The sequence below is a fragment of the Actinomycetospora aeridis genome (genome assembly GCF_037400275.1).
Lineage (GTDB): Bacteria > Actinomycetota > Actinomycetes > Mycobacteriales > Pseudonocardiaceae > Actinomycetospora > Actinomycetospora aeridis.
In genome coordinates this window covers 956686-980128 of the sequence record NZ_JBBEGL010000002.1, presented here as the reverse complement: position 1 = coordinate 980128, position 23443 = coordinate 956686, and the positions used below count along the sequence as shown (strand labels likewise).

Here is a 23443-nt window from a genome sequence, read left to right as displayed (position 1 = left end):
CAGGGCTCGATCCGTCGCCACCTCGCTCAGCCCGCCGGGTGGACCACGACGCGACGGCGGGGCTCCTCGCCCTCGCTCTCGCTGCGCACCCCGCCGACCGCCGCGACCGCGTCGTGCACGATCTTGCGCTCGAACGGCGTCATCGGACGCAGGCGCTGCGCGCGGTTGGTGTCCTTGGCCTCCTGCGCCGCGGTGCGCCCGAGGTCGCTGAGCTCCGAGCGACGCTGCGAGCGCCAGCCGGCGACGTCGAGCATGAGGCGATTGCGGGAGCCGGTGGACTGCTGGACCGCGAGCCGCGTGAGCTCCTGCAGCGCCTCGAGGACGTCACCCCGCGCGCCGACGAGCTTCTCGAGGTCCTTGCCGCCGTCGACGCTCACCACCGCACGGCCGGCCTCGACGTCGAGGTCGATGTCCCCGTCGAAGTCGAGGATGTCGAGCAGCCGCTCGAGGTAGTCGCCCGCGATGTCGCCCTCGCGGACGAGCTGGTCCTCCGAGCTGCGCTCGGCGCGGGGGGCGTCGTCCCCGGGCTCCGTGGTCGCGGTCCCGGTCGACTCGTCCTGGTCCTGCGGCGTCACCGTCTCCGACACGCCGTCTCCTTCCGCCGGGCCCCGGAGGGCCTCTCCTGGCACGCGCCGCGTTGCTCTCGCGCGCGTGCGGGTCTGTGGTCCGGCTCGCGCGGTCCGCCGGAGCGGTGCCCGTGCGCGGTGGCCGGAGGACTTCGCGTCGGCGAGGGAGACGGCCGGGGCCGTCGCCGCTCGCCGCCGGGCTACTTCTTCTTCTTGCCGCGCTTGGAGCCCTGGTTGCCCGGGCCCGACGACGCGAGCTGCCCGCCCTTGCCGCCGCCCTTGCCCGACCCGTTCCCGGAGCCGGTGCCCGAGCCGTTGGAGCCCTTGGAGCCGTTCGAGCCGTTGGAGCCGTTCGAGCCGTTGGCCGCGCCGTTCGACCCGCCGGCACCGGCGGACCCGTTGGCGCGGGCGACCTTGCCGGGGGTCGCGTTGCCGGACCCCTGACGCGCACCGCCGCCGTCACGGGCCGGGCCGACCTTGCCGGGTGCGCGCCGCCCGGAGGACTTGCCGGCGTTCTTGCCGCCGTTCTTCCCGGCGCCGCCGTTGCCGCCGGCACGGGCGCCGCCGTTCTTGCCGCCCACGGTCGGCGTGGTCGCGGCCGGCGCGGCGTCCTCGCCGGCCGGGGCGTCGTCGTCCGTCACGGTGTCGAGGTCGGCGTCGGCGATCGACGCGGCGGGGCGCTGGCGCTGCGGCTTCTGGCCCGGCTTCGGAGCGAGGGCGTCGCGCTGCTCGCGCGCCTGCTCCTTCTTCTCCTCCTCCTCGCGGGCGATCTTGCGGTAGATGAGGAACTGCTGGCCCAGCGTCCAGGTGTTCTGGCTCAGGAAGTAGATGAGGATCGCGATCGGGAAGAAGGCACCGAAGACGAGCAGACCGGCCGGGAACAGCCACATCGTGATCTTGCCCATGATCGCGGCCTGGGGGTTCGCCGCGGCCGCCGGGCTCTGGTGCTGCTGGGAGACGCGCGCGGTGAAGTGGGTGGCGACCGCGGCGAGGATCATCAGCGGGAGGGCCACCGGCAGGACGTGCGCCTGGAACTCGCCGAAGTTGAAGCTGAAGGTGCCCAGCGACTGCATCCCGCCCGCGATCGCCTCGTTCAGCCTGACGCCGAAGATGTCGGCGTTGGTGAACGACTCGATGTCGGCGCGGTCGAAGACGTAGTTGTACGGGTAGTTCGGCTGGAAGCCGCGCAGCACGTGGAACAGGCCGATGAACACCGGCAGCTGGACCAGCAGGGGGAGACAGCCGCCGAGGGGGTTGACCCCGTGCTCCTTCTGGAGCTTCTGCATCTCCTCGGCGAGCTTCTGCCGGTCGTTCTTGTACTTCTCCTGCAGCTTCTTGATCTGCGGCTGGAACTCCTGCATCTTCCGCATCGAGCGGACCTGGCTGATGAACGGCTTGATCAGCAGCGCGCGCAGGGTGAAGACCAGGAAGATGACCGACAGCGCCCACGCGAAGCCGTTGGCGGGTCCGAGGACGAAGCCGAACACCTCGTGCCAGAACCACATGATCCCGGACACGGGGTAGTAGATGAAGTTCAGCACTGCTCTCGCTCCTCGGTGTTGGGGGTGTCCGCCCCCGTCTCGGCGGCGCGGCGGGGCCACCCGCACCACGTCCGGTGCTCGCGCGGTGGCACCGGGTCCAGGCCTCCAGGGTGCCAGGGTGCGCACTTGGCCACCCTGACCAGGGTCAAGCCCGTGCCGATCACGACCCCGTGGGTGCGCAGCGCGCCGATCGCGTAGGCGCTGCAGCTGGGGTGGAAGCGGCACGAGGGCGGGAACATCGGCGAGATCCACCGCTGGTAGAAGCCGAGGACGGCCACCAGGGCGCGGACCGCGGCCGACGGACGGCGCGCCTCCGCGTCGGGAGTCCCGGGGACGCCGGGGGCGCCGGGGACATCGGGGGCTCCGGCCGCCTCACCCACCGATGCCGTCCTCCTCGTCGGGACCCGAGCGCGGGTCGCATGCCGCGGACGTGCGGCGCGGTGCCCTGCCGTGCCCGGCGCCGGTCGTCCGTTCCATGGTGCCCGTCCGCGGGCCGGGAAGCGACCGCCCGGGCAGGGTCGACCACGCGCCGTGGGAGCATCCGCGCCGTGTCGATCGCCGGAGGCGCGCCCGCCGAACGCCCCACCGCACGTCGCCGAGCCGGAGGGACGCGCCGGTCGCGCGCGGTGCGCGGGGTGCTCTCGGCCGCCGCACGTCGCGGCGCCGTGGTCGAGAAGGAGATCCTCGGGCTGGCCGAGCTGGTGGGGCCCGGGGACGTCTGCCTCGACGTCGGCGCCGAGTTCGGGCTCTACACCCACGTGCTCGCCGACCTCGTCGGACCGCACGGCGCCGTCCACGCCTTCGAGCCTCAGCACGGGGCCCACCGGGCGCTGCGGCTCGGCGTCCGCGCCGCCGGGCTGTCCTGGGTGCACCTGCACCGGCTGGCCCTCGGCGCCGCGCCGACCACCGCCGAGCTCTCCGTCCCGCGCCGGCGCGGCCTGCCCGTCCACGGCCGGGCCTACGTGACCGCGGGGGCGCAGGACGCCGGCCCGAACCGGGAGTTCGCCGGGCACCGCCTGGAGTCGGTGGCCGTCGAGACACTCGACGCGGTCGTCGCCGACCTCGCCCCCGACGGGGTGTCCCTCGTCAAGGCCGATGTCGAGGGCGCCGAGGGCGCGCTGCTCGACGGCGCCGCCACGACGCTCACCGCTCACCGGCCCCACCTGCTGCTCGAGATCGAGGACCGGCACACGCAGAAGTACGGCGTCCGCGCCGCGGACCTCTTCGACCGGCTCACCGGTGAGCTGGGGTACCGGGCACACCTCTGGTCCGCGGGCTGGCGGCCCATCGCGGGGATCGTCGACACCGAGCGCAACTACCTCTTCAGTCCCTGAGCCGCAGCTTCGCGATCGCGGCGTCCAGGTCCTCGCCGAGCTCGGCCGAGGTGGCGTCGGCGGCGGCCGGCTGCGCGCGGATCACCAGGTCGGTGCCGGCGGGCAGGGCCTCGAGCCGCGCGCGCAGGAGGTGACGCAGCCGGCGGCTGACGCGGTGCCGGACGACCGCCGGTCCGACCCCGCGGCCGACGACCAGCCCGGCGCGCGCCGGCCGGTCAGGGGTCGGCGGTACGGCCGAGGGCGCGAGGGCGTGCACGACGAGGCGTCGGCGCCCGGCCCGCCGTCCCCGGCGCAGCACGAGGCGGAAGTCCTGGGGCCGGGTGATCCGGAGGGGGCGCGGCAGCACGGCGGGCGGGTCGTCGTGAGCGGCGTGCGGGACGGGGCCCGGCACACGACGACGGGACCGCGTCCAGGAAGGAGCGGTCCCGTCGTCGGAGGTCGTGCCGGCGGGCCGGGCCCGCGCGCCGATCAGGCGCTGAGGGTGTCGCGGCCCTTGCGGCGACGGGCGGCCAGCACCGCACGGCCGGCGCGCGTCCGCATGCGCAGCCGGAAGCCGTGCGTCTTCGACCGCCGACGGTTGTTCGGCTGGAACGTGCGCTTGCCCTTGGCCACTTTCGCGATCTCCCGCATCCAACGCGCCGCGTGGGCGCGACGCCACAATGGGTGCCGAGCGCCCCGTCGGGCGTCGGCTCCGGTCTCGTCCAGCGTAGCCGGTGGTCCCCGCGTGGGCGGCACCCCGGGTCCGCACGGCCGTCCGGGGGAGGTTGTGGGGGCCGCAGGAGGCTTGTTAGCGTCCACCACTCGCCGAGGATGCAGGTCTCGGCCGGGCTCGGCACACGTGCCGCCCGAGCGGGGGAGTGCAGGAACCGGGCGCTGGGGGGTGCCCGTCGCACCCGCTCGCCGCGCTCGACGAGCCGTCGTGCACAGTTGTGGACAAGGCTGTGGACGCGCACGCCCACGGGCTGGTTCGGCACGGTGCTCACGGCGGGTCAGGGGACGGAGGGGTGCGGTGTCGGACCAGCTCTTCGACCTCGACGAGACCTGGGGCCAGGTCGTCGCCGAACTCACCGCGGGCTCCGGCGGCGGCGCGATGCTCTCCCCGCAGCAGCGGGCCTGGGTGCGCGTGACGCGCCCGCTCGGGCTGCTCGACGACACCGCTCTGCTGGCCGCGCCGAGCGAGTTCGCCAAGGAGGCCATCGAGCGGGCCCTGCGCGACCCGATCGTCGCCGCGCTCTCCCGGCACATCGGCCGTCCCGTGTCGCTCGCCGTGCGCGTCGACCACAGCGCCCGGCCCGCCCCCGAGGTCGGACCCAGCACCTCCCCGCTCCCACGGGTGACGCTCCCGGCGTCCGGGAACGGCGCCCCCTCGACCGACGGCCACCACGCGAACGACACCGGCCCCGACACCGGCTACCTCGCGGCGACCTCCTCGCCGTCGGAGCCCACCTCGTCCCACCGGGCCGAGGCGATCGCCGCGGCCGCCGGCGTGGGTCGGGTCACCCACAACCCGGACCGCGCGCATCCCGAGGAAGAGGTCGACGAGGTCCGCGACGGGCTCGCCGCCGTCCACGAGATCTGGCCGCCCCGGGGTGTGGGCGAGCACGCGACCGAGCTCCGCGACACCGGCCCGGACCCTGCGCGCGGCGCCCCGCGCTCGCAGACGCGGCTCAACGAGAAGTACACGTTCGACACGTTCGTCATCGGGGCCTCGAACCGCTTCGCGCACGCCGCGGCCGTCGCCGTCTCCGAGGCGCCGGCCCGCGCGTACAACCCGCTGTTCGTCTGGGGCGACTCCGGGCTCGGCAAGACCCACCTGCTCCACGCCGTCGGCCACTACGCCCAGCGGCTGTTCTCCGGCATGCGGGTGCGGTACGTGTCGACCGAGGAGTTCACGAACGACTTCATCAACAGCCTCCGCGACGACCGCAAGATCGCCTTCCAGCGGCGGTACCGGGACGTGGACGTGCTGCTGGTGGACGACATCCAGTTCCTGGAGGGCAAGGAAGGGACCCAGGAGGAGTTCTTCCACACCTTCAACACCCTCCACAACGCGAACAAGCAGATCGTCGTGTCCTCGGACCGCCCGCCCAAGCGGCTGGAGACGCTCGAGGACCGCCTGCGCACGCGGTTCGAGTGGGGCCTGATCACCGACATCCAGCCCCCCGAGCTCGAGACCCGGATCGCGATCCTGCGCAAGAAGGCCGCCGGCGAGCGGATGGCCGCCCCGCCCGAGGTGCTCGAGTTCATCGCCGACCGCATCGAGCGCAACATCCGCGAGCTCGAGGGCGCCCTGATCCGCGTGACGGCGTTCGCGTCGCTCAACCGCCAGCCGATCGACCTGCAGCTCGCCGAGATCGTGCTGCGCGACCTCATCCCCGACTCCCGGCAGTCGGAGATCACGGCCCCGACGATCATGGCGGTGACCGCCGAGTTCTACGGCGTGTCCATCGACGACCTCTGCGGGCCGGGCAAGACCAAGGCCCTCGCCCTCGCCCGGCAGATCGCGATGTACCTCTGCCGCGAGCTCACCGACCTCTCCCTGCCCCGCATCGGGCAGACGTTCGGCAACCGTGACCACACGACGGTCATGCACGCGGACAAGAAGATCCGCAAGGAGATGGCCGAGCGGCGCCGGACCTACGAGCAGGTCCAGGAGCTCACCGCGCGCATCAAGCAGCGCGCCCGCGGCTGAGCGTTGTTCTTGCCCTCCTGAAGCAGCGAACGCGCTGTTCGCTGCTTCTATGCGTCCGAACTCCCCGTTCGTGCCCGCCGCCCCGGACTCGCGTCGACGATCACGAGCGCCTCACGCACCCGGCATGGCGCGACGAGGTGCGTAACGCGCCCCTGATCTCCCGCCGACGCCGCCCGCGCGCCCGCGGGAGGGAAGCGCCGGCGCCGGGCGCGCGAGCGCCCAGGGGAGCGAGGGACGCCCCGGACCCGTCCAAGGCACGAGGGACGCCCCCGACGCCTCGGAGGCAGCGAGGGCGTCCCTCGCGGTCGGCACGCCCGATGCGCCGGACCCCGGACATCACACGAACGCGCCGTTCGCTGCTACCCGGCCGCGCACCGCGCCTCCGCTTCACTGGGCGGGCACCCCAGCTCCCGGCGACGGCCCGATCCGCTCCACGCGGCCGAAATCTCACGCTCCGTCGACGTTCTGCGCCATGACGAGCGACCCAGCGTGACCACCGGAGGCATCGGCCGGCGCCGAGCCGACGGTCCGCGGCGCCGAACACCCACCCCGGTAGCACACCGCGATCGTTCGACTCCCGATTGACCCACAGCTGGGGACAACTCTGTGGACATCTGCCCCGGGCCGGTGGAAACGGGCGGGACGGGGAGGGACGGCCGCCGTCCGTCCACCGGACACGCCGTTCCGTCCCCGGATCCGGGCACCGACCGACCCGAGGTGTCCACACCGGATCCGGCCGCCCCACCAGCGCCGACGTCCTCGATCCACACCACGCACAGGACCTACTGGTACTGCTGTTCTTCTCTTCTCGGAGAACTGCAGAAGAACAGGTGGTGTGGACGCGTGGACGGAGCGGCACAAGGTCCTCGGGCGGGCTACCCGATCGGCTCGAATCGAGACCAGGCCCGGAGTGTCGGACCCCTCCTGCACGCTCTACCGTGATGCACCCGCGCCGGGGTGCTTCCCGCGTCCAGGGATCACCGCAGCAGGGCCGAGCAGGGGGAGGACCCGCGATGAAGTTCCGCGTCGAACGAGACGCCCTCGCCGACGCCGTCGCCTTCGTCGCCCGCAGCCTGCCGAGCCGCGCGCCGGTCCCGGTCCTCGGCGGCGTCCTGCTCGACACCGAGGGCGACGGCACGCTGACGGTCTCGGGGTTCGACTACGAGGTCTCGGCGCGTGTCGAGGTCCCGGCGATGATCGGCGACGCCGGTCGGGCGCTGGTCTCCGGACGCCTGCTCGCCGACATCACCCGCGCCCTCCCGCCGCACCCGGTCGACGTCACGGTCGACGGCCCCCGCGCAGCCATCGCCTGCGGCAACGCCCGGTTCAGCCTCCCGACGATGTCCGCCGAGGACTACCCGCAGCTGCCGGACATGCCCCCGGTCGCCGGCGCGCTCGCGCCCGAGGTGTTCGCCCAGGCGGTCTCGCAGGTCGCCGTGGCGGCCGGTCGTGACGACACGCTGCCGATGCTCACCGGCATCCGGGTCGAGATCGACGGCTCCACGCTGACGCTCGCGGCCACCGACCGGTTCCGCCTGGCCGTGCGCGAGTTCTCGTGGGAGCCCGGCGAGAGCGCCGGTGGCGGCGAGTCGGGCGAGGTCGCGCTGCTCGCGCCCGCCAAGACGCTCGCCGAGGCGGCCAAGACGCTGACGTCGTCGGGCTCGCGCGTCGAGCTCGCGCTGGCCCGCGGCGACGGTCTGCTGGGTCTGGCCGGCGGCGGCCGGCGGTCCACCACGCGGCTGCTCGACGCCGAGTTCCCCCGCTACCGCCAGCTGCTGCCCAAGGAGCACACGTCGGCGGCGGTCATCGAGATCGCGCCGCTCGTGGAGGCCATCAAGCGCGTCTCGCTGGTGGCCGAGCGCGGCACGCAGGTCCGGCTGGAGTTCGCCGACGACTCGCTGCGGCTCACCGCGGGCGGCGACGACGAGGGCAGCGCCGAGGAGGAGCTGGCCTGCCGGTTCGTGGGCGAGCCGCTGACCATCGCGTTCAACCCCGGCTACCTGCTCGACGGCCTGGGCGCGCTCGGCGCCGACCACGCGCACCTGTCGTTCACCACGCCGAGCCGTCCCGCCCTCCTGCGGCCCGCGAGCGCCCCCGGTGACGCCGGCGAGGGAGCGGGCGACGCCGAGCCGGCCGAGGGCGGCGCCACGGCCCCCGAGCCCGGACCGGGCGACCACGCGGACGATCTCCCGGATCCCCGCCCCGGGTACCTCTATCTTCTGATGCCGGTGCGGCTGCCGGGCTGAGTCCCGAGCCGGTCCCGGACCGACGGCCGAGCACCACGCGCACTCCATCAACCCGACCCGAGCGCAAGGACTCGCCCCGCGGTGGGGCGGGCGACGAGAGGAACTCAGACGTGCAGCTGGGGATGGTCGGACTCGGACGCATGGGCGGCAACATGGCCGAACGGCTGCGGGCCGCCGGCCACGAGGTCGTCGGGTACGCCAACGACGGGTCCGGCGACGCGGCGTCGCTGGACGAGCTCGTCAAGGCCCTCGCGGCGCCCCGCACGGTGTGGCTGATGGTCCCGGCGGGCGAGGCCACCAGTTCGACGGTCAACCGCCTCGCGGAGCTCCTCGAGGCGGGCGACCTGGTGGTCGACGGCGGCAACAGCAAGTTCACCGACGACACCGTGCACGCCGAGCTCCTCGACAGGACCGGCGTGCGCTACGTCGACTGCGGCGTCTCCGGTGGCGTGTGGGGCCGCACCGAGGGCTACGGCCTCATGGCGGGTGGCGACGCCGGCGACATCGAGCGCCTGCTGCCGGTGTTCGACGCGCTGCGCCCCGAGGGCCCGCGCGAGGAGGGCTTCGTCCACGCCGGCCCGGTCGGGGCGGGGCACTACGCGAAGATGGTCCACAACGGCGTCGAGTACGGCCTCATGCAGGCCTACGCCGAGGGCTACGAGCTGCTGAGCGCCGGCGGACCGGTCGACAACGTCGGCGCGGTGATGAAGGCGTGGAGCCGCGGCACCGTCGTGCGCAGCTGGCTGCTCGACCTCATGGTCCGGGCCCTCGAGGCCGACCCGCACCTCGACCGGATCACCGGCTACGCCGAGGACTCCGGTGAGGGCCGGTGGACCGTCGACGAGGCGATCGTGCACGCGGTGCCGGCGCCGGTGATCTCGGCCGCGCTCTTCGCGCGCTTCGCCTCCCGTCAGGTCGACTCCCCGGCGATGAAGGCGGTCGCGGCGCTGCGCGCGCAGTTCGGCGGCCACGCCACCCACAAGGCGGGCGACGCCGCCAACGAGCCGCCGACGGGGGGCTGAGCACCGGCGCCGGGTCGAGCGGGGAGTGACGGGAGGACTGCGTGTACGTCCGCGCGCTCTCGGTCACCGACTTCCGTTCCTGGGAGCAGGCCGACCTCACGTTCGAGCCCGGGGTCTCGGTGCTCGTCGGCGCGAACGGCCAGGGCAAGACCAACCTCGTCGAGGCCGTCGGCTACCTCGCGACCCTGTCCTCGCACCGGGTCGCCGGGGACGCCCCGCTCATCCGCCGGGGCGCGACCTCGGCCACGGTGCGGGCGGTCGCGGTCAACGAGGGCCGGGAGCTCACGGTCCAGGTCGAGATCGCGAGCGGCCGGGCGAACCGTGCGCGGGTCAACCGGTCGCCGGTCCGCAGCCCCCGCGAGGTGCTCGGGATCGTCCGCACGGTCGTGTTCGCCCCCGAGGACCTCGCCCTGGTGCGCGGGGACCCGGGCGAGCGCCGCGGCTTCCTCGACGAGCTGCTGGTGTCCCGGGCGCCGCGGTGGGCGGGTGTGCGCGCCGACTACGACAAGGTGCTGCGGCAGCGCTCGGCGCTGCTCAAGACCGCCCGTCACGCCCGGGGCGACACGAGCACGCTCGACGTGTGGGACGCCCACCTCGCGCGGGCCGGCGCCGCGCTCGTCACGGGCCGTCTCGAGCTCACGGCGGCGCTCGCGCCCCACGTGAGCGCCGCCTACGCGGAGGTGGCCCCCGAGTCGGAGCCGGTCGGGGCGCGCTACCGGTCCCGCGTGGAGACCGTCGACGCCCTCGGTGCCCCCGAGGCCGCCCTCCCGGCCACCGAGGACGTCGAGGCGATGCTGCTGGAGGAGATGGCGCGGCGGCGGCACCAGGAGATCGAGCGCGGTGTGTGCCTCGTCGGTCCCCACCGTGACGACCTCGAGCTCACCCTCGGCGCGGGGCCGGCCAAGGGGTACGCGAGCCACGGCGAGTCGTGGTCGCTCGCGCTGGCGTTGCGGCTGGGCGCCTTCGAGCTGCTGCGCGGGGAGGGCTCGGAGCCGGTCCTGGTGCTCGACGACGTCTTCGCCGAGCTCGACGTGCGCCGACGGCGGGCGCTCGCGCGCACCGCGGCCCGCGCGGAGCAGGTGCTCGTGACGGCGGCCGTGGACGACGATGTGCCGGACGACCTGCGGGGCGCACGCTACGTGGTCGATGCGGGCACGGTGAGTGAGATGACCGCGGTCAGTCGGACGACAGGGGGTGGATCTGGTGGCCCGGACGCGTGACATCGGTGGAGGTCCTGGGGACAGACCTGTGGATGCTGTGGACAACTCGAGCGACAGATCCGCGCCAGGGGGTGGTCCGGGGCCGGATCCGGGGCGGGAGCAGGGCGGCTCCGCCGAAGGCCCTGTCCACACCCCTGATCGTGACGAACCGGGCACGTCCGACGCGGCGTCGGCGAGCGGTGCGGGGACCCCGAAACGGGGCGCCGACCTGGCCCGCGACGCCCTCGCAGCCGCCCGCGCCGCGGCGGCCGAGCGCCGTGCTGCGACGGGCGGCGGCAAGGGCGCGGCCGGGATCCGCAAGCCCGTCCGGCGCTCCGGCGGTCTCGGACGCCCGCGGGGCCGGGGCTGGTCGGCGGCCCGTGCCGACGAGCGCGACCCCCAGACGTTCGGTCGTCTGGCCTCGCGTCTCTCGGGTGACCGGGGCTGGGCGCCGCGCCTGGCGTCCGGGTCGGTGTTCGGTCGCTGGGCGGAGCTGGTGGGCGAGGAGGTCGCCGAGCACGCCCGCCCCGAGTCGTTGCGCGACGGGGTGCTCACCGTGCAGGCCGACTCGACGGCGTGGGCGACCCAGCTGCGCCTGCTCCAGCGCCAACTGATCGCTCGTCTCGCGGCGGGCCTGGGCGACGGTGTCGTGACGAGCATGCGCATCCACGGACCGGCGGCCCCGAGCTGGCGTCGCGGTCCGCGCCACGTCTCGGGCCGGGGGCCACGCGACACGTACGGCTGAGCGCTCGCAGCGCGTCTCACGGCTTCCGGAGACGCGCGCGGAGGGCGTCGGGGGTGCCTCGCGGGCGGTCGGACCCTCCGACGCGTCTCCCAGGCTTGCTACGACGCGCTGAGGCGCCTGCTCGGGGCTTCTCTGCGGCCCGGGTAGAATGGGTACATACGTACCCCCCGCGCGAGACGTGCGGGAGCGTGTCCACGCGAGGGAGACACCAGAGCCCGTGGCAGCCGCACCGAACTCGGCCCAGAAGAAGAACAACGGGGACTACAGCGCCTCGTCCATCACCGTCCTCGAGGGCCTCGAGGCCGTTCGCAAGCGGCCCGGCATGTACATCGGCTCCACCGGTGAGCGCGGGCTCCACCACCTCATCTGGGAAGCCGTCGACAACTCGGTCGACGAGGCGATGGCGGGCTACGCGTCGTACGTCCACGTCACGCTGCTCGCCGACGGCGGCATCTCGGTGGTCGACGACGGTCGCGGCATCCCGGTCGACACGCACCCGGTCGAGAAGAAGCCGGCCGTCGAGATGGTGCTGACGATGCTCCACGCCGGCGGCAAGTTCGACGACAAGTCGTATGCGGTGTCGGGCGGTCTGCACGGCGTCGGCATCAGCGTCGTCAACGCGCTCTCCACCGCCCTCGACGTCGAGATCCACCGCGACGGGCAGGTGTGGACCCAGCACTACGACCGCTCGGTGCCCGGTGAGCTCGTCGCCGCCGGGAAGACGAAGAAGACCGGCACGTCGATCACGTTCTGGGCCGACCCGAGCATCTTCGAGACCACGACCTACAACCTGGAGACCGTCTCGCGACGCCTCCAGGAGATGGCGTTCCTGAACAAGGGCCTCACCATCACGGTGCGCGACGAGCGCAAGCCCGAGAGCGCCGCCGACGGCGAAGGCGGCGAGCTCGACGAGGCCCCGGACGCCGAGGGCTACGTGTCGAAGGTCAAGGAGCGGACCTTCCACTACCCCGGCGGCCTCGAGGACTTCGTCGCCCACATCAACCACGCCAAGGACCCGATCCACCGCAAGCCGGTCGGGTTCGAGGCGGAGGGCACCGGCCACCAGGTCGAGGTCGCGATGCAGTGGAACTCGGGCTACTCCGAGTCCGTCTACACGTTCTGCAACACGATCAACACCACCGAGGGCGGCACCCACGAGGAGGGCTTCCGCTCGGCGCTGACGGCCACGGTCAACCGCTACGCGCGCGACAAGAAGCTCATCAAGGACAAGGACCCGGCGCTCACCGGCGACGACATCCGCGAGGGCCTCGCCGCGATCGTCGCGGTGAAGGTGGCCGAGCCCCAGTTCGAGGGCCAGACGAAGACCAAGCTGGGCAACACCGAGGTCCGCTCGTTCGTCCAGAAGGTCTGCAACGAGTACCTCGCCGACTGGTTCGAGGCCAACCCGGCCGAGGCGAAGACCATCATCAACAAGGCGGTGGGCTCGGCGCAGGCCCGCCTCGCCGCGCGCAAGGCCCGTGAGCTGGTCCGCCGCAAGACCGCCGGCGACCTGGGCGGCCTGCCCGGCAAGCTCGCCGACTGCCGCAGCAACGACCCGGAGCGCAGCGAGGTCTACATCGTCGAGGGCGACTCGGCGGGCGGCTCGGCGAAGTCCGGTCGCGACTCGATGTTCCAGGCGATCCTCCCGATCCGCGGGAAGATCATCAACGTCGAGAAGGCCCGCATCGACCGCGTCCTCAAGAACAACGAGGTCCAGTCGATCATCACGGCGCTCGGCACCGGTATCCACGACGAGTTCGACCTGACCAAGCTCCGCTATCACAAGATCGTGCTGATGGCCGACGCCGACGTCGACGGGCAGCACATCCGCACGCTGCTGCTGACGCTGCTCTTCCGGTTCATGCGCCCGCTGGTCGAGAACGGTCACGTGTTCCTGGCGATGCCCCCGCTCTACAAGATCAAGTGGAGCGGCCGCGGAGCGGAGCCCGAGTTCGCCTACTCCGACCGCGAGCGCGACGGCCTGCTCGAGGCCGGCCGCGCGGCCGGCAAGAAGATCAACAAGGACGAGGGCATCCAGCGCTACAAGGGCCTCGGCGAGATGAACGCCAAGGAGCTCTGGGAGACCACGATGGACCCCGACACGCGCCAGATGATGCAGGTGACGCTGGACGACGCCGCCACCGCGGACGAGCTCTTCAGCGTGCTGATGGGCGAGGACGTCGAGTCCCGTCGATCGTTCATCACCCGCAACGCCAAGGACGTGCGGTTCCTCGACGTGTAGTCGAGGTCGAGGGACGGCACGCCGCGTTTCCCGTGGAACCAACGGGGACCCGGTGTTCCGTCCCGACCCGGACAGGCCCGTTGACCGGCGACAACACGCCGCGGCGGGTTCTCCGGGGGAGCCCGGGGAGCCACCCCGGCCCCGATAGGATCGACAGTGTCCGGCGCCTCGTGTGTGGGTCGCCAGGAGGGTGAGCACCGCGTGACCGAGACGACACTGCCTCCCGGTGGTGGTTCCGGCGACCGCATCGAGCCGGTCGACATCCAGCAGGAGATGCAGCGCTCCTACATCGACTACGCGATGTCGGTCATCGTGGGTCGCGCGCTGCCCCTCGTGGAGGACGGGCTCAAGCCGGTCCACCGCCGCGTCCTGTACTCGATGTACGACTCGGGCTTCCGGCCCGACCGCAGCTACGTCAAGTGCGCTCGCGTCGTCGGCGACGTCATGGGCAACTACCACCCCCACGGCGACTCGGCGATCTACGACGCGCTCGTGCGCCTGGCCCAGCCGTGGTCGATGCGCTACCCGCTGATCGACGGTCAGGGCAACTTCGGCTCGCCGGGCAACGACCCCGCCGCCGCGATGCGGTACTGCCTCGTCGCCGAGACCCGCGTCCGCCGCGCCGAGGGTGGCAGCCCGCGCATCGCCGACCTCGCGCCCGGCGCCGCGCCGCACTCCGACACCGCGATCGACGAGAAGCTCCTCGACCGCAACGGCGATCCGGTGCGCGCGGAGATGTTCTTCCACTCCGGGCAGCACCCGACCCTGACGATCACGACCCGCGAGGGCTACGAGCTCACCGGGACGCACAACCACCCCGTGCTCTGCCTCGTCGACGTCGTCGGTGTGCCGACGCTGCTGTGGAAGCTCGCCGAGGAGATCCGCCCCGGAGACCGCGTCGCGATCGCGCGCACCCCCGCGGACGACCCCGGCGCCCCGGAGTGGGGCGAGGCCGCCGCGGCGATCGCCCTCGGAGCCTTCGTCTCGGAGGGCTTCGTCTCGGCCGGCCGCGCCGGCGTCAACAACGTCGACGCCGACTTCTTCGGACTCGTGCTGCAGGCCTACGACACGGCCGTCGGCGGTCCGCGCTACGTCTCGTCGCGCACCATCGCCTCGGGCTCGACGCTGCACGAGCTCGACGTCCACGACCTCACCGCCCTGCGTCGCAGCGTGCTCGGCGAGCTCGCCGGGAAGCGCAGCGACGCCAAGGTCGTGCCGGAGTTCATCTGGTCCGGCGGCGCCGCCCGCAAGCGCTTCTTCCTGCAGGCGCTCTTCACCGGGGACGGCTCCTGCTCGTCGCTGCCGCGCACCACCGTGCAGGTGTCGTACTCGACGCGCAGCGAGCAGCTCGCCAAGGACGTCCAGAACCTGCTGCTCGAGTTCGGCATCGTCAGCAAGCGCTACTTCCACGCCGTCGGTGAGTGGAAGGTCGTGCTCACCAACCGTCGTGACGCGCGCCTGTTCGCGACGCGCATCGGCTTCGTCGGCGCCAAGCAGGAGAAGCTCGCCGGCAACCTGGGCCCCGAGGCGAGGGCCACCCGGGCGCTGGGGACCGACCACGTCCCCGGGCTCGGCGCGTTCCTCCGTGCCCACGGCACCACCGACGACCGCAAGCGCCAGTGGCTCGCGCGGCACAACGTCGATCGCATCGAGCGCTGGGAGCTCGGCGGCGAGGAGATCCTCGCCCACGTCGACGAGCCGGACGCGCGGACGATCGCCGAGGAGCTGACCGACGGGCGCTTCTACTACGCCGAGGTCGCCGACGTCGCGGACGCGGGGGTGCGGGACGTCTTCAGCGTCCGCGTCGACTCCACCGACCACGCCTTCCTCTCCGACGGCTTCGTCAGCCACAACACGGAGTGCCGGCTGACCCCCCTCGCGATGTCGATGCTCGCCGACATCGACGAGGAGACCGTCGACTTCGTCGACAACTACGACGGCCGCACCCAGGAGCCGGCCGTGCTCCCCAGCCGGGTGCCCAACCTGCTGATCAACGGCTCGTCCGGGATCGCGGTCGGCATGGCCACGAACATCCCGCCGCACAACCTGCGCGAGGTGGCCGACGGCGCGATGTGGGCGCTGGACAACCCCGAGGCCTCCGAGGAGGAGACCCTCGAGGCGCTCATGGCGCGCATCAAGGGGCCCGACTTCCCCACCGCCGGCCTGGTGGTCGGCACCGACGGCATCGAGTCGGCCTACCGCACGGGCCGCGGCTCGGTGCGCATGCGCGCGGTGGTGGAGGCCGAGGAGGACGCCAAGGGGCGCACGATCCTCGTCGTCACCGAGCTGCCCTACCAGGTCAACCCGGACTCGCTGATCGAGTCGATCGCGACGCTGGTGCGCGACGGGCGCATCCAGGGCATCTCCGAGATCAACGACGAGTCGTCGGACCGCGTGGGCCGCCGCATCGTCATCACGCTGCGCCGCGACGCCGTCGCGAAGGTCGTGCTGAACAACCTCTACAAGCACACGCAGCTGCAGTACAGCTTCGGCGTCAACATGCTCTCGATCGTCGACGGCGTGCCGCGCACCCTGCGGCTCGACCAGATGATCCGGCACTGGATCCGCCACCAGATCGACGTCATCGTGCGGCGCACGCGCTACCGCCTGCGCAAGGCCGAGGAGCGGGCCCACATCCTGCGCGGCCTGGTCAAGGCGCTGGACGCCCTCGACGAGGTCATCGCCCTGATCCGCTCGTCGGAGACCGTCGACGTCGCCCGCGCCGGCCTGATCGACCTCCTCGACATCGACGAGATCCAGGCCCAGGCGATCCTGGACATGCAGCTGCGGCGCCTCGCCGCCCTCGAGCGTCAGAAGATCATCGACGAGCTCGCCGAGATCGAGGAGACGATCCGCGACCTCGAGGACATCCTCGCCCGCCCGGACCGGCAGCGGCAGATCGTCCGCGACGAGCTCGGCGAGATCGTGGAGAAGCACGGCGACGACCGCCTGACGCGGCTGGTCGGCTACGACGGCGAGGTCGCCGACGCCGACCTGATCGCCGTCGAGGACGTCGTCGTCACGATCACGCGGACCGGCTACGCGAAGCGCACCAAGACCGACCTCTACCGCGCGCAGAAGCGTGGCGGCCGGGGCGTGCAGGGCGCGACGCTCAAGCAGGACGACCTCGTGGCGCACTTCTTCGTCTGCTCCACGCACGACTGGCTGCTGTTCTTCACCAACAAGGGCCGCGTGTACCGGGCGAAGGCCTACGAGCTGCCCGAGGCCAACCGCAACGCGCGCGGCCAGCACGTGGCGAACCTCCTCGCGTTCCAGCCCGAGGAGCAGATCGCCCAGGTCATGCACATCAAGGACTACGACGCGGCGCCGTACCTGGTGCTCGCGACGAAGGCCGGGCTGGTCAAGAAGTCGCGCCTGACCGACTTCGACTCCAACCGCTCCGGTGGCCTTATCGGCATCAACCTGCGCGAGAACGACGAGCTGGTCGGCGCGGTGCTGTGCTCCGGCGAGGACGACCTCCTGCTCGTGTCGGCCGAGGGCCAGTCGATCCGGTTCACGGCCACCGACGACGCGCTGCGCCCGATGGGGCGGGCGACGTCGGGCGTCACCGGCATGCGGTTCAACTCCGGCGACGAGCTGCTCTCGCTCGGCGTGGTCCGTGAGGGGACGTTCCTGCTGGTCGCGACCGGTGGCGGCTACGCGAAGCGCACGCCGATCGACGAGTACCCGGTGCAGGGTCGGGGCGGCAAGGGTGTCCTGACGCTGCAGTACGACCGTCGCCGCGGGACCCTCGTCGGCGCGCTCATCGTCGAGCTGGACGACGAGCTCTACGCGATCACGACGAGTGGCGGGGTGATCCGGACGACGGCCAAGGAGGTCCGCAAGGCGGGTCGCCAGACGAAGGGCGTGCGCCTGATGAACCTCGGGGAGAACGGCACCCTGCTCGCGATCGCGCGCAACGCCGAGGAGGCGGCCGACCCCGACGCCGGCGGCTCGGCGTCCTCCCAGCCCCAGCCCTGATCGACGCGTGATCCCTCCAGACCGCCGTCACCGACCGACGAGACGAGTCCTTCCGTGAGCACACCGAGCAAGCCGGACGACCCGGACCCCGCGACGTCGTCGGAGTCGTCGGCGACGTCCGGCGGGGGCGGGACGCGGACGAGCACGCAGGAGTCCGCTCCCGGCGCGGACGTCGAGCGGAACGGGGAGGCGGAGTCGACCACCCGCGTCGACGCCGTCGACGAGGGCTCCGGCGCCGAGCCCGCCGGGAACGGTGAGTCCGGTTCCGGGTCCGGGTCGGGCGCGTCCGCCGACGCCGGCGACACGGCGTCGGGCGGTGGGCCGGCCGGCCCACCGCCGCCGTGGCAGCGCGGTGGCGCGGCGACCGGCCCGCCCTCGGGCCCGATCCCGACGGGGCGGCCTCCCGGGCCGCCCACCCCCGCGGCGGGCCAGCCGCGTCCCGGCCCCGGTGGTCCCGGTGGTCAGCACCCGCCGTCCGGACCGTTCCCGCGGGCCGGCAGTCCGGGGGGTCCGGGCGCCCCCGGAGGTCCGGGACCCCAGGGCGGCCCCGGCTACGGCCGCCCGCCCGGGGACGGCACCGGCACGCCGTCGGGCGGCATCCCGATCGCGGCGCGCACGGCGCCCGCGGGGGGCACGTCCCGCCCGGGGGGCACGAACGCGTCCGGGATCGACGCGCCGACCAACCAGCTCTCCCCGGAGCAGCTGGGCCTGCGCAACCGTGAGGACGACGAGCCCCGTCGCGAGCCCGACGACGTCGCCGAGCTCTCGGCCGGCCGGCCCCGCAGCGGGAAGGCGCCGCGGCGGGCGAGCCTGCAGGTCCGCCGGTTCGACCCGTGGTCGGTGCTGAAGCTCGCGCTCGTGCTGGGCGTCGCGCTGTTCTTCGTGTGGATGTTCGCGGTCGGCGTGCTCTACGCGGTGCTCGACGGCATGGGTGTCTGGGCGCAGCTCAACGGCACCTACCAGGACCTCACCTCCGACTCCGGCGGCGGCGGCGAGCTGATCTCCGCGGGCGGGGTGTTCGGCGTCGCGGCGGTCATCGGGGTCGTGAACATCATCCTGTTCACGGCGCTCGCGAGCGTCTCGGCGTTCATCTACAACATCTCCGCCGACGTCGCCGGCGGCATCGAGGTCACGCTCTCCGAGCGCGACTAGCCCGGTGCGGGACGCACGGTGACCGTCGGGTACCGTGGCGTCCGCACCTCGCTAGGGCCCATAGCTCAGTTGGTTAGAGCGCGTCGCTGATAACGACGAGGTCGCTGGTTCAAATCCAGCTGGGCCCACCCTCACGGTGCACCCCCACCGACACGAACGGCCCCGGAGCTCCGCGCTCCGGGGCCGTCGTCGTCCGGGTGCTCGTCTCAGCCCGAGAAGGTCGCCGCGTGGTCGGCGCCCTTGCGCTGGGCCTCCCACGCCTCGACGACGTTGTTGGGCACGCGCCCACGGTCGGACACCTCGAAGCCCTGGGCCTTGGCCCATTCGCGGATCTGCTTGGAGGTCTCTCGGTCGTAGCCGCCGGGGGACGTCGCCCGCGGGGTGCCCGTGCCGGCGCCGGATCGACGCCGGCCGCCCCCGCTCGCGCGGCGACCGCCGGTGCGGCGCGCGGCCGAGACGTACTCGGCGAGTGCGTCGCGCAGTCGCGCGCTGTTCTTGTCGTCGAGGTCGATCTCGTAGGTCACGCCGTCGAGTGCGAACTCAACGGTCGTGATGTCCTCGGCCTCCTCGCCGGTCAGGTCGTCGACAAGGGTGACGATGGTCTTCTGTGCCATGGCTGGCGTGACTCCTCACTACTTCATCGAACCGATGAGGTGCCCCCTATTCGGTGTGCCCGCGAGATTAGCAAAGAAAGGACGGGACGTTCACACGGGAGGAGTTCCGTGCAGCGGACGTCACGCGTCGGTGGATGACAAATGGGAGACCAGACCGCTCAGTCCGGTTCCGAAGACATCCCGTGCGAAGAACGCGCTGAGCCGTTCGGCCTCATCGAGGTCGGAGTCGAAGAGGACCGTCCAGACGACGAAGGATTCGTCCGTCGAGGTCACCGGCTGGACGTGGATCGTCGATCGGTAGTCCCGGACCGGGAAGGGGCATTCGAGGATCGCGTAGGTCAGGCGGCGTTCGCGGTCGTCGAGAGCGACGAGGCTTTCGCGCACGGTCGAGCCGTCGCCGAGCGTGAGGCGGCGGATCGCGCCGGCCTGATCGGCGATCGCCCCGCCCTCGAGCTCGCTCGTCGTGATCGCAGGGTGCCAGGTGGGGAGTCCGTCGAAATCGCGGATCACGCGCCACACGGTGTCCGCGTCGGCCGGGACGACGGTGCTGCTGATGGCGTGGGGCATGTCGGTCCTCCTGGACGGCTGGTGGTCAGGGCCGGTCGGTGGTGCCGGGGCGCAGGTCGACGAACGCGCGCGTCGTGGCGGTCAGGGCCTGCTCGGTGGGGAGTCGTTCCATGCTGCTGGCGCCGTAGAAGCCGTGGCAGGCGCGCGTCCGGGACAGCACGTACGCGGCGTCGTCGGGTGAGGAGACCGGCCCGCCGTGCACGAGGACGAGGACGTCGTCGCGGACCGATCGCGCGGCGTCGGCCCATTCGTCGACGAGGGCGACGCAGTCGTCCAGCGATTTCGCCGTCTGTGCACCGATCGTCCCGCCGGTGGTCAGTCCCATGTGGCACACGACGATGTCGGCGCCGGCCGCGGTCATCGCGCGGGCGTCGTCGGTGGAGAACACGTACGGGGTGGTGAGCAGATCGGCGTCGTGCGCTGCGGCGATGAGTTCGACCTCGCGGTCGAAGCCCATCCCCGTCTCCTCCAGATTCACCCGGAAGGTGCCGTCGATGAGGCCGACGGTCGGAAAGTTCTGGACGCCGGCGAACCCGAGCTCGCGGAGCTCGCGCAGGAAGCGGGGGCGGATGAGGAACGGATCGGTGCCGTTCACGCCGGCGAGGACCGGTGTGTGGTGCACCACCGGGATGACCTCGCGCGCCATCTCGACCACGATGTCGTTGGCGTTGCCGTAGGCGAGCAATCCTGCCAGTGAACCGCGCCCGGCCATGCGGTATCGGCCGGAATTGTAGATGACGATGAGGTCGATCCCGCCCTCCTCCTCGCAGCGCGCGGACAGGCCGGTGCCGGCGCCGCCGCCGACGATCGGCTCGCCGCGATCGACCTTGGCGCGCAGTCGCTCCAGGATCTCGGCGCGGGTCACGGGCGTCCTCCGGTGATCTCCTCGAGCGCGGCGACGAGCGTCGCGGCGAACTCGGGGTCGTTGACGTGGTGCGGGCTCTCGATGATCCGGTGGGTGTCGTCGGTGCGGACGTGCTCGCGCAGGGTGTCGAACAGCGCGGCGTCGGCGTCGGGGTCGGCGAAGGGCAGGCCGGGCGCGTCGAGCGCCGAGACCCCGCCGGTGGGCAGCACGAGGCGCACCGGACCGGGGCAGGCGTTGAGCCGGTCGGCGAGGAACTCCCCGGCCGCGCGGTTCTCCTCGGCCGTGGTGCGCATGAGCGTGACCTGGGCGTTGTGCTCGTAGAGCGTGCGGCCCCGGAACCGCTCGGGGACGGTGTCCGGCGCGCCGAAGTTGACCATGTCCAGCGCGCCCACCGAGCCGACCCACGGCACGCCGGTGCGCGCGATCGCGCCGAGGCGGTCCTCGGTGGCGGCCATGATCCCGCCGACGACCAGGTCGGCGATCTCGGTCGTGCTCACGTCGACCACGGCCTCGACGAGCCGGTCGTCGACGAGCTTCTCCATGGCGCGCCCGCCGGTGCCGGTGGCGTGGAAGACGAGGCAGTCCCAGCGGTCGTCGAGCGCCTCGGTCACGGCGGTGACGCAGGGCGTCGTGACCCCGAACATCGTCAGCCCGAGGGCCGGCTTGTCCTGTGCCGCCGGCGGCTCCGCGGCGATCATCCCGCCGAGCGCGTGCGCGGCGTTGCCCAGCACGCGCCGGCTGATCCGGTTGAGCCCGGCGACGTCGGTGACCGAGTACATGAGCGTCAGGTCGACCGCGCCGACGTAGGGCGCGACGTTGCCCGACGCCACCGTCGACACCACGATCTTGGGGACGCCGACCGGCAGCCGCTGCAGCGCGGGGGTCACGAGCGCGGTGCCGCCCGACCCGCCGAGGGCGAGCACCCCGGCGAGGTCGTCGCGCCCCGGCAGCCAGCGCTCGAGCGCGGCGCTCATCGCCGACACCGAGCTACCGCGGTCGCCGGTGAACGCCTCGGCGCCGGCGATGTCCCGGGGCCCGACGTCGGCCGTGCTCGCGTCGGGGTCGGTGGTGCCGACGTCCACCGTCGTCACCGCGTGTCCCGCGTCCCGCAGGAGCCCCGCGACGTACCGCAGCTCCTCGCCCTTCGTGTCGAACGTGCCCACCACGTAGGCCCGACCCGTCCCGGCCATGCGCGCTCCCGTCCACGACGCCCTCGTCCGGGGTGAGTCCTACCGCTCGGAGCAGGCGCGGCGCGAGGGCGCGGGACGATCACCGCCGGTTCTGACCGAAGGGCACCTTCGCTCGCATAGACGGGCGGTGGGCGCCCTTCGCCGGAATCGGTCGCCGGGCGAGCGGCACGTCCGGCAGGTCTGCGGGCCTCTCGATCATGCGCAAGGTGCCGCTCGCGTGCGGCGGACGGGCTCGACGAGGTGCTGCGGTACCGTGGACCGGGTCGTCATGGGGAAGGGGTGCGATGAAGGCGCTCGTGACTCTCGCCCTGGCCGCCGGGGCCGTGGTGCTCCTGCGCCGTCAGCGCGAGCAGCGACCCACGAAGGACGTCTGGCGCGAGGCGACCGCCTCGGCCTGACCCGGGGGACGTAGCTCAATTGGCAGAGCACCGCCTTTGCAAGGCGGGGGTTGAGGGTTCGATTCCCTTCGTCTCCACCGCTGTGACCTGCGATAACGCCAACTCGGGCGATCTTCCTGTCCGGACGTGACACGAGATCGAGGCGGTGCTCGGCGTCGACTCCAGTCGACTCCAGCCTCATCATGCGACGGCGGTATCGAGCACTTCGTCCGCTCTCCCCGCGGGCTTAGCGGGGAGGACGGACGTCACTCGCCATACAGCCGCGTTTCCGGGCTCCGGCGGTCAGTCGTGCTTGACGCTGTGCTGGCGGATCAGGTCGTCGAGAAGCTCGTTGTCGCGGTCCGCGATGGCGTCGACGAGCCCCGCGTGGATGCGGTAGCGATCAGACATGACCTCGGTGATCGGTTGGTCGTCGGCCGGTAGGACAGCGACCGTGTGGCCTTTGATCATCTCGATGAGGCCCATGTAGATCGGTCGCAGCACCGTGCTCGGGTTGACCTCGGCGAACAGCTCGTGGAGTCGCCAGTTGGCCCGCATGAAGGCGTCCGGGTCGACGGCGTCGACCGCTTCGGACATGGCGGCGATCTGCTTGCGGTAGCCGGCGATGTCGGCCGGCGAGGAGTGCCACGCGGCGTCGGCGATGAGCAGCGGATCGAGGGCATCGCGGATGCGGACGGCCTCGGCCACCGACGAGGCGTCGGCGTCGATGGCCAGCACGGAGTTGCCGAGCCGGACCATCGGGGACTGCTCGGCGGCGAACAACCCGCCACCGGGGCCGGGCCGGACCACGACGAGCCCGCGCGCCTGGACGACTCGCAGGGCCTCGTTGAAGGTGCCGACCGAGACCCCGCAGAGCTCGCGTAGCTCGCCCTTCGTGCCCAGCCGGGCGCCCGGCTCCCTGTCATGGACCAGCTCGGCGATGCGCTGAGCTGCCCGTTCGGTCCGCGACGTCGCCCCATCGCTCATCAGATCGCTGGCCATGCCCACCTCCCTCTCTAAAAACCATGATGATTATGCCGCATGCCTTGACAGATCGCGAGCATCGTTCCGATACTCACTAACCATATTCATCATGCTGGATTGAGGTCG

20 protein-coding genes and 2 tRNA genes are annotated in these 23443 nt (G+C 72.5%); 12 read left to right on the top strand and 10 right to left on the bottom strand.

Annotation, left to right across the window (positions count from 1 at the left end; translation table 11 throughout):
- Positions 1-26: 26 nt before the first annotated feature.
- From WCD41_RS10295 to yidD, 3 genes are all read right to left on the bottom strand, one after another.
- Positions 27-587: a Jag family protein gene (locus tag WCD41_RS10295; protein WP_373695100.1), complete on the bottom strand. Its 561-nt coding sequence runs from the start codon at positions 585-587 to the stop codon at positions 27-29.
- Between the two features lie 179 nt (positions 588-766).
- The gene (yidC, locus tag WCD41_RS10290; RefSeq protein WP_337713294.1) at positions 767-2107 is read right to left on the bottom strand and encodes a membrane protein insertase YidC; all 1341 of its coding nucleotides are present in this window, start codon (positions 2105-2107) and stop codon (positions 767-769) included.
- Positions 2101-2487, bottom strand: coding sequence for a membrane protein insertion efficiency factor YidD (gene yidD, locus WCD41_RS10285; RefSeq protein WP_337713293.1), 387 nt, complete (start codon positions 2485-2487; stop codon positions 2101-2103). The genes yidC and yidD overlap by 7 nt, the downstream gene beginning before the upstream one ends.
- 168 nt (positions 2488-2655) lie before the next feature.
- On the opposite strand from yidD, the gene WCD41_RS10280 reads away from it, so the two are divergent.
- Positions 2656-3441 carry an FkbM family methyltransferase gene (locus WCD41_RS10280; protein ID WP_337713292.1) on the top strand — a complete coding sequence of 262 codons (786 nt, stop codon included), beginning with the start codon at positions 2656-2658 and terminating at the stop codon, positions 3439-3441.
- Here WCD41_RS10280 and rnpA read toward each other — a convergent pair.
- Both rnpA and rpmH read right to left on the bottom strand, forming a co-directional pair.
- Entirely contained in the window at positions 3431-3787 is a 357-nt protein-coding gene (gene rnpA, locus WCD41_RS10275; RefSeq protein ID WP_337713365.1) for a ribonuclease P protein component, read from the bottom strand. The two genes, WCD41_RS10280 and rnpA, sit on opposite strands and share 11 nt — an antisense overlap.
- Before the next feature lie 122 nt (positions 3788-3909).
- Positions 3910-4053, bottom strand: coding sequence for a 50S ribosomal protein L34 (gene rpmH, locus WCD41_RS10270; protein ID WP_274283187.1), 144 nt, complete (start codon positions 4051-4053; stop codon positions 3910-3912).
- A gap of 397 nt (positions 4054-4450) precedes the next feature.
- Here rpmH and dnaA point away from each other — a divergent pair, with 397 nt between their 5' ends.
- The 9 genes from dnaA to WCD41_RS10225 all read left to right on the top strand — a co-directional run bounded on the left by dnaA (position 4451) and on the right by WCD41_RS10225 (position 18848).
- The gene (gene dnaA / locus WCD41_RS10265; RefSeq protein ID WP_337713290.1) at positions 4451-6133 is read left to right on the top strand and encodes a chromosomal replication initiator protein DnaA; all 1683 of its coding nucleotides are present in this window, start codon (positions 4451-4453) and stop codon (positions 6131-6133) included.
- A 1013-nt stretch (positions 6134-7146) separates the two neighbouring features.
- Positions 7147-8379, top strand: coding sequence for a DNA polymerase III subunit beta (dnaN, locus tag WCD41_RS10260; RefSeq protein ID WP_337713289.1), 1233 nt, complete (start codon positions 7147-7149; stop codon positions 8377-8379).
- A 110-nt stretch (positions 8380-8489) separates the two neighbouring features.
- Entirely contained in the window at positions 8490-9401 is a 912-nt protein-coding gene (gnd, locus tag WCD41_RS10255; protein ID WP_337713288.1) for a phosphogluconate dehydrogenase (NAD(+)-dependent, decarboxylating), read from the top strand.
- A gap of 41 nt (positions 9402-9442) precedes the next feature.
- Complete coding sequence (gene recF / locus WCD41_RS10250) at positions 9443-10621, top strand: DNA replication/repair protein RecF (protein ID WP_337713287.1); 1179 nt, start codon at positions 9443-9445, stop codon at positions 10619-10621.
- Positions 10622-10649: 28 nt separating this feature from the next.
- Positions 10650-11345: a DciA family protein gene (locus WCD41_RS10245; protein WP_373695099.1), complete on the top strand. Its 696-nt coding sequence runs from the start codon at positions 10650-10652 to the stop codon at positions 11343-11345.
- A gap of 217 nt (positions 11346-11562) precedes the next feature.
- A complete protein-coding gene (gene gyrB / locus WCD41_RS10240) occupies positions 11563-13587 on the top strand; it encodes a DNA topoisomerase (ATP-hydrolyzing) subunit B (RefSeq protein WP_337713286.1) in 2025 nt (674 codons plus the stop codon).
- A gap of 201 nt (positions 13588-13788) precedes the next feature.
- On the top strand, positions 13789-17568 hold the full coding sequence (gene gyrA / locus WCD41_RS10235; protein WP_337713285.1) for an intein-containing DNA gyrase subunit A: 3780 nt from the start codon (positions 13789-13791) through the stop codon (positions 17566-17568).
- A gap of 54 nt (positions 17569-17622) precedes the next feature.
- Complete coding sequence (locus WCD41_RS31115) at positions 17623-18720, top strand: DUF3566 domain-containing protein (protein WP_373695098.1); 1098 nt, start codon at positions 17623-17625, stop codon at positions 18718-18720.
- A gap of 54 nt (positions 18721-18774) precedes the next feature.
- Positions 18775-18848 (top strand) — tRNA-Ile (locus tag WCD41_RS10225).
- Between the two features lie 78 nt (positions 18849-18926).
- Here WCD41_RS10225 and WCD41_RS10220 read toward each other — a convergent pair.
- The 4 genes from WCD41_RS10220 to WCD41_RS10205 all read right to left on the bottom strand — a co-directional run bounded on the left by WCD41_RS10220 (position 18927) and on the right by WCD41_RS10205 (position 21956).
- Positions 18927-19334 (bottom strand): histone-like nucleoid-structuring protein Lsr2, encoded by a 408-nt coding sequence (locus WCD41_RS10220; RefSeq protein ID WP_337713284.1) that lies wholly within the window; start codon positions 19332-19334, stop codon positions 18927-18929.
- Between the two features lie 120 nt (positions 19335-19454).
- Complete coding sequence (locus WCD41_RS10215) at positions 19455-19901, bottom strand: SRPBCC family protein (protein WP_337713283.1); 447 nt, start codon at positions 19899-19901, stop codon at positions 19455-19457.
- 25 nt (positions 19902-19926) lie between these two features.
- Positions 19927-20766, bottom strand: a complete 840-nt coding sequence (locus WCD41_RS10210) for a phosphoenolpyruvate hydrolase family protein (RefSeq protein ID WP_337713282.1) — start codon at positions 20764-20766, stop codon at positions 19927-19929.
- Complete coding sequence (locus WCD41_RS10205) at positions 20763-21956, bottom strand: Tm-1-like ATP-binding domain-containing protein (RefSeq protein WP_337713281.1); 1194 nt, start codon at positions 21954-21956, stop codon at positions 20763-20765. The genes WCD41_RS10210 and WCD41_RS10205 overlap by 4 nt, the downstream gene beginning before the upstream one ends.
- A 284-nt stretch (positions 21957-22240) precedes the next feature.
- Between WCD41_RS10205 and WCD41_RS10200 the strand changes: the two genes are divergently transcribed.
- Positions 22241-22354 carry a DLW-39 family protein gene (locus WCD41_RS10200; protein ID WP_337713280.1) on the top strand — a complete coding sequence of 38 codons (114 nt, stop codon included), beginning with the start codon at positions 22241-22243 and terminating at the stop codon, positions 22352-22354.
- Between the two features lie 4 nt (positions 22355-22358).
- Positions 22359-22431, top strand: a tRNA-Ala gene (locus tag WCD41_RS10195).
- Positions 22432-22636: 205 nt separating this feature from the next.
- Here WCD41_RS10195 and WCD41_RS10190 read toward each other — a convergent pair.
- Positions 22637-23335, bottom strand: coding sequence for a FadR/GntR family transcriptional regulator (locus WCD41_RS10190; RefSeq protein WP_337713363.1), 699 nt, complete (start codon positions 23333-23335; stop codon positions 22637-22639).
- Positions 23336-23443: the final 108 nt, after the last annotated feature.

What these genes read in the sequence shown, in the direction of transcription:
- WCD41_RS10220 (WP_337713284.1), bottom strand. Translation starts at nt 19,334, where the DNA reads ATGGCACAGAAGACCATCGTCACCCTTGTCGACGACCTGACCGGCGAG.
- WCD41_RS10215 (WP_337713283.1), bottom strand. Translation starts at nt 19,901, where the DNA reads ATGCCCCACGCCATCAGCAGCACCGTCGTCCCGGCCGACGCGGACACC.
- dnaN (WP_337713289.1), top strand. Translation starts at nt 7,147, where the DNA reads ATGAAGTTCCGCGTCGAACGAGACGCCCTCGCCGACGCCGTCGCCTTC.
- WCD41_RS10200 (WP_337713280.1), top strand. Translation starts at nt 22,241, where the DNA reads ATGAAGGCGCTCGTGACTCTCGCCCTGGCCGCCGGGGCCGTGGTGCTC.
- WCD41_RS10205 (WP_337713281.1), bottom strand. Translation starts at nt 21,956, where the DNA reads ATGGCCGGGACGGGTCGGGCCTACGTGGTGGGCACGTTCGACACGAAG.
- WCD41_RS10190 (WP_337713363.1), bottom strand. Translation starts at nt 23,335, where the DNA reads ATGGCCAGCGATCTGATGAGCGATGGGGCGACGTCGCGGACCGAACGG.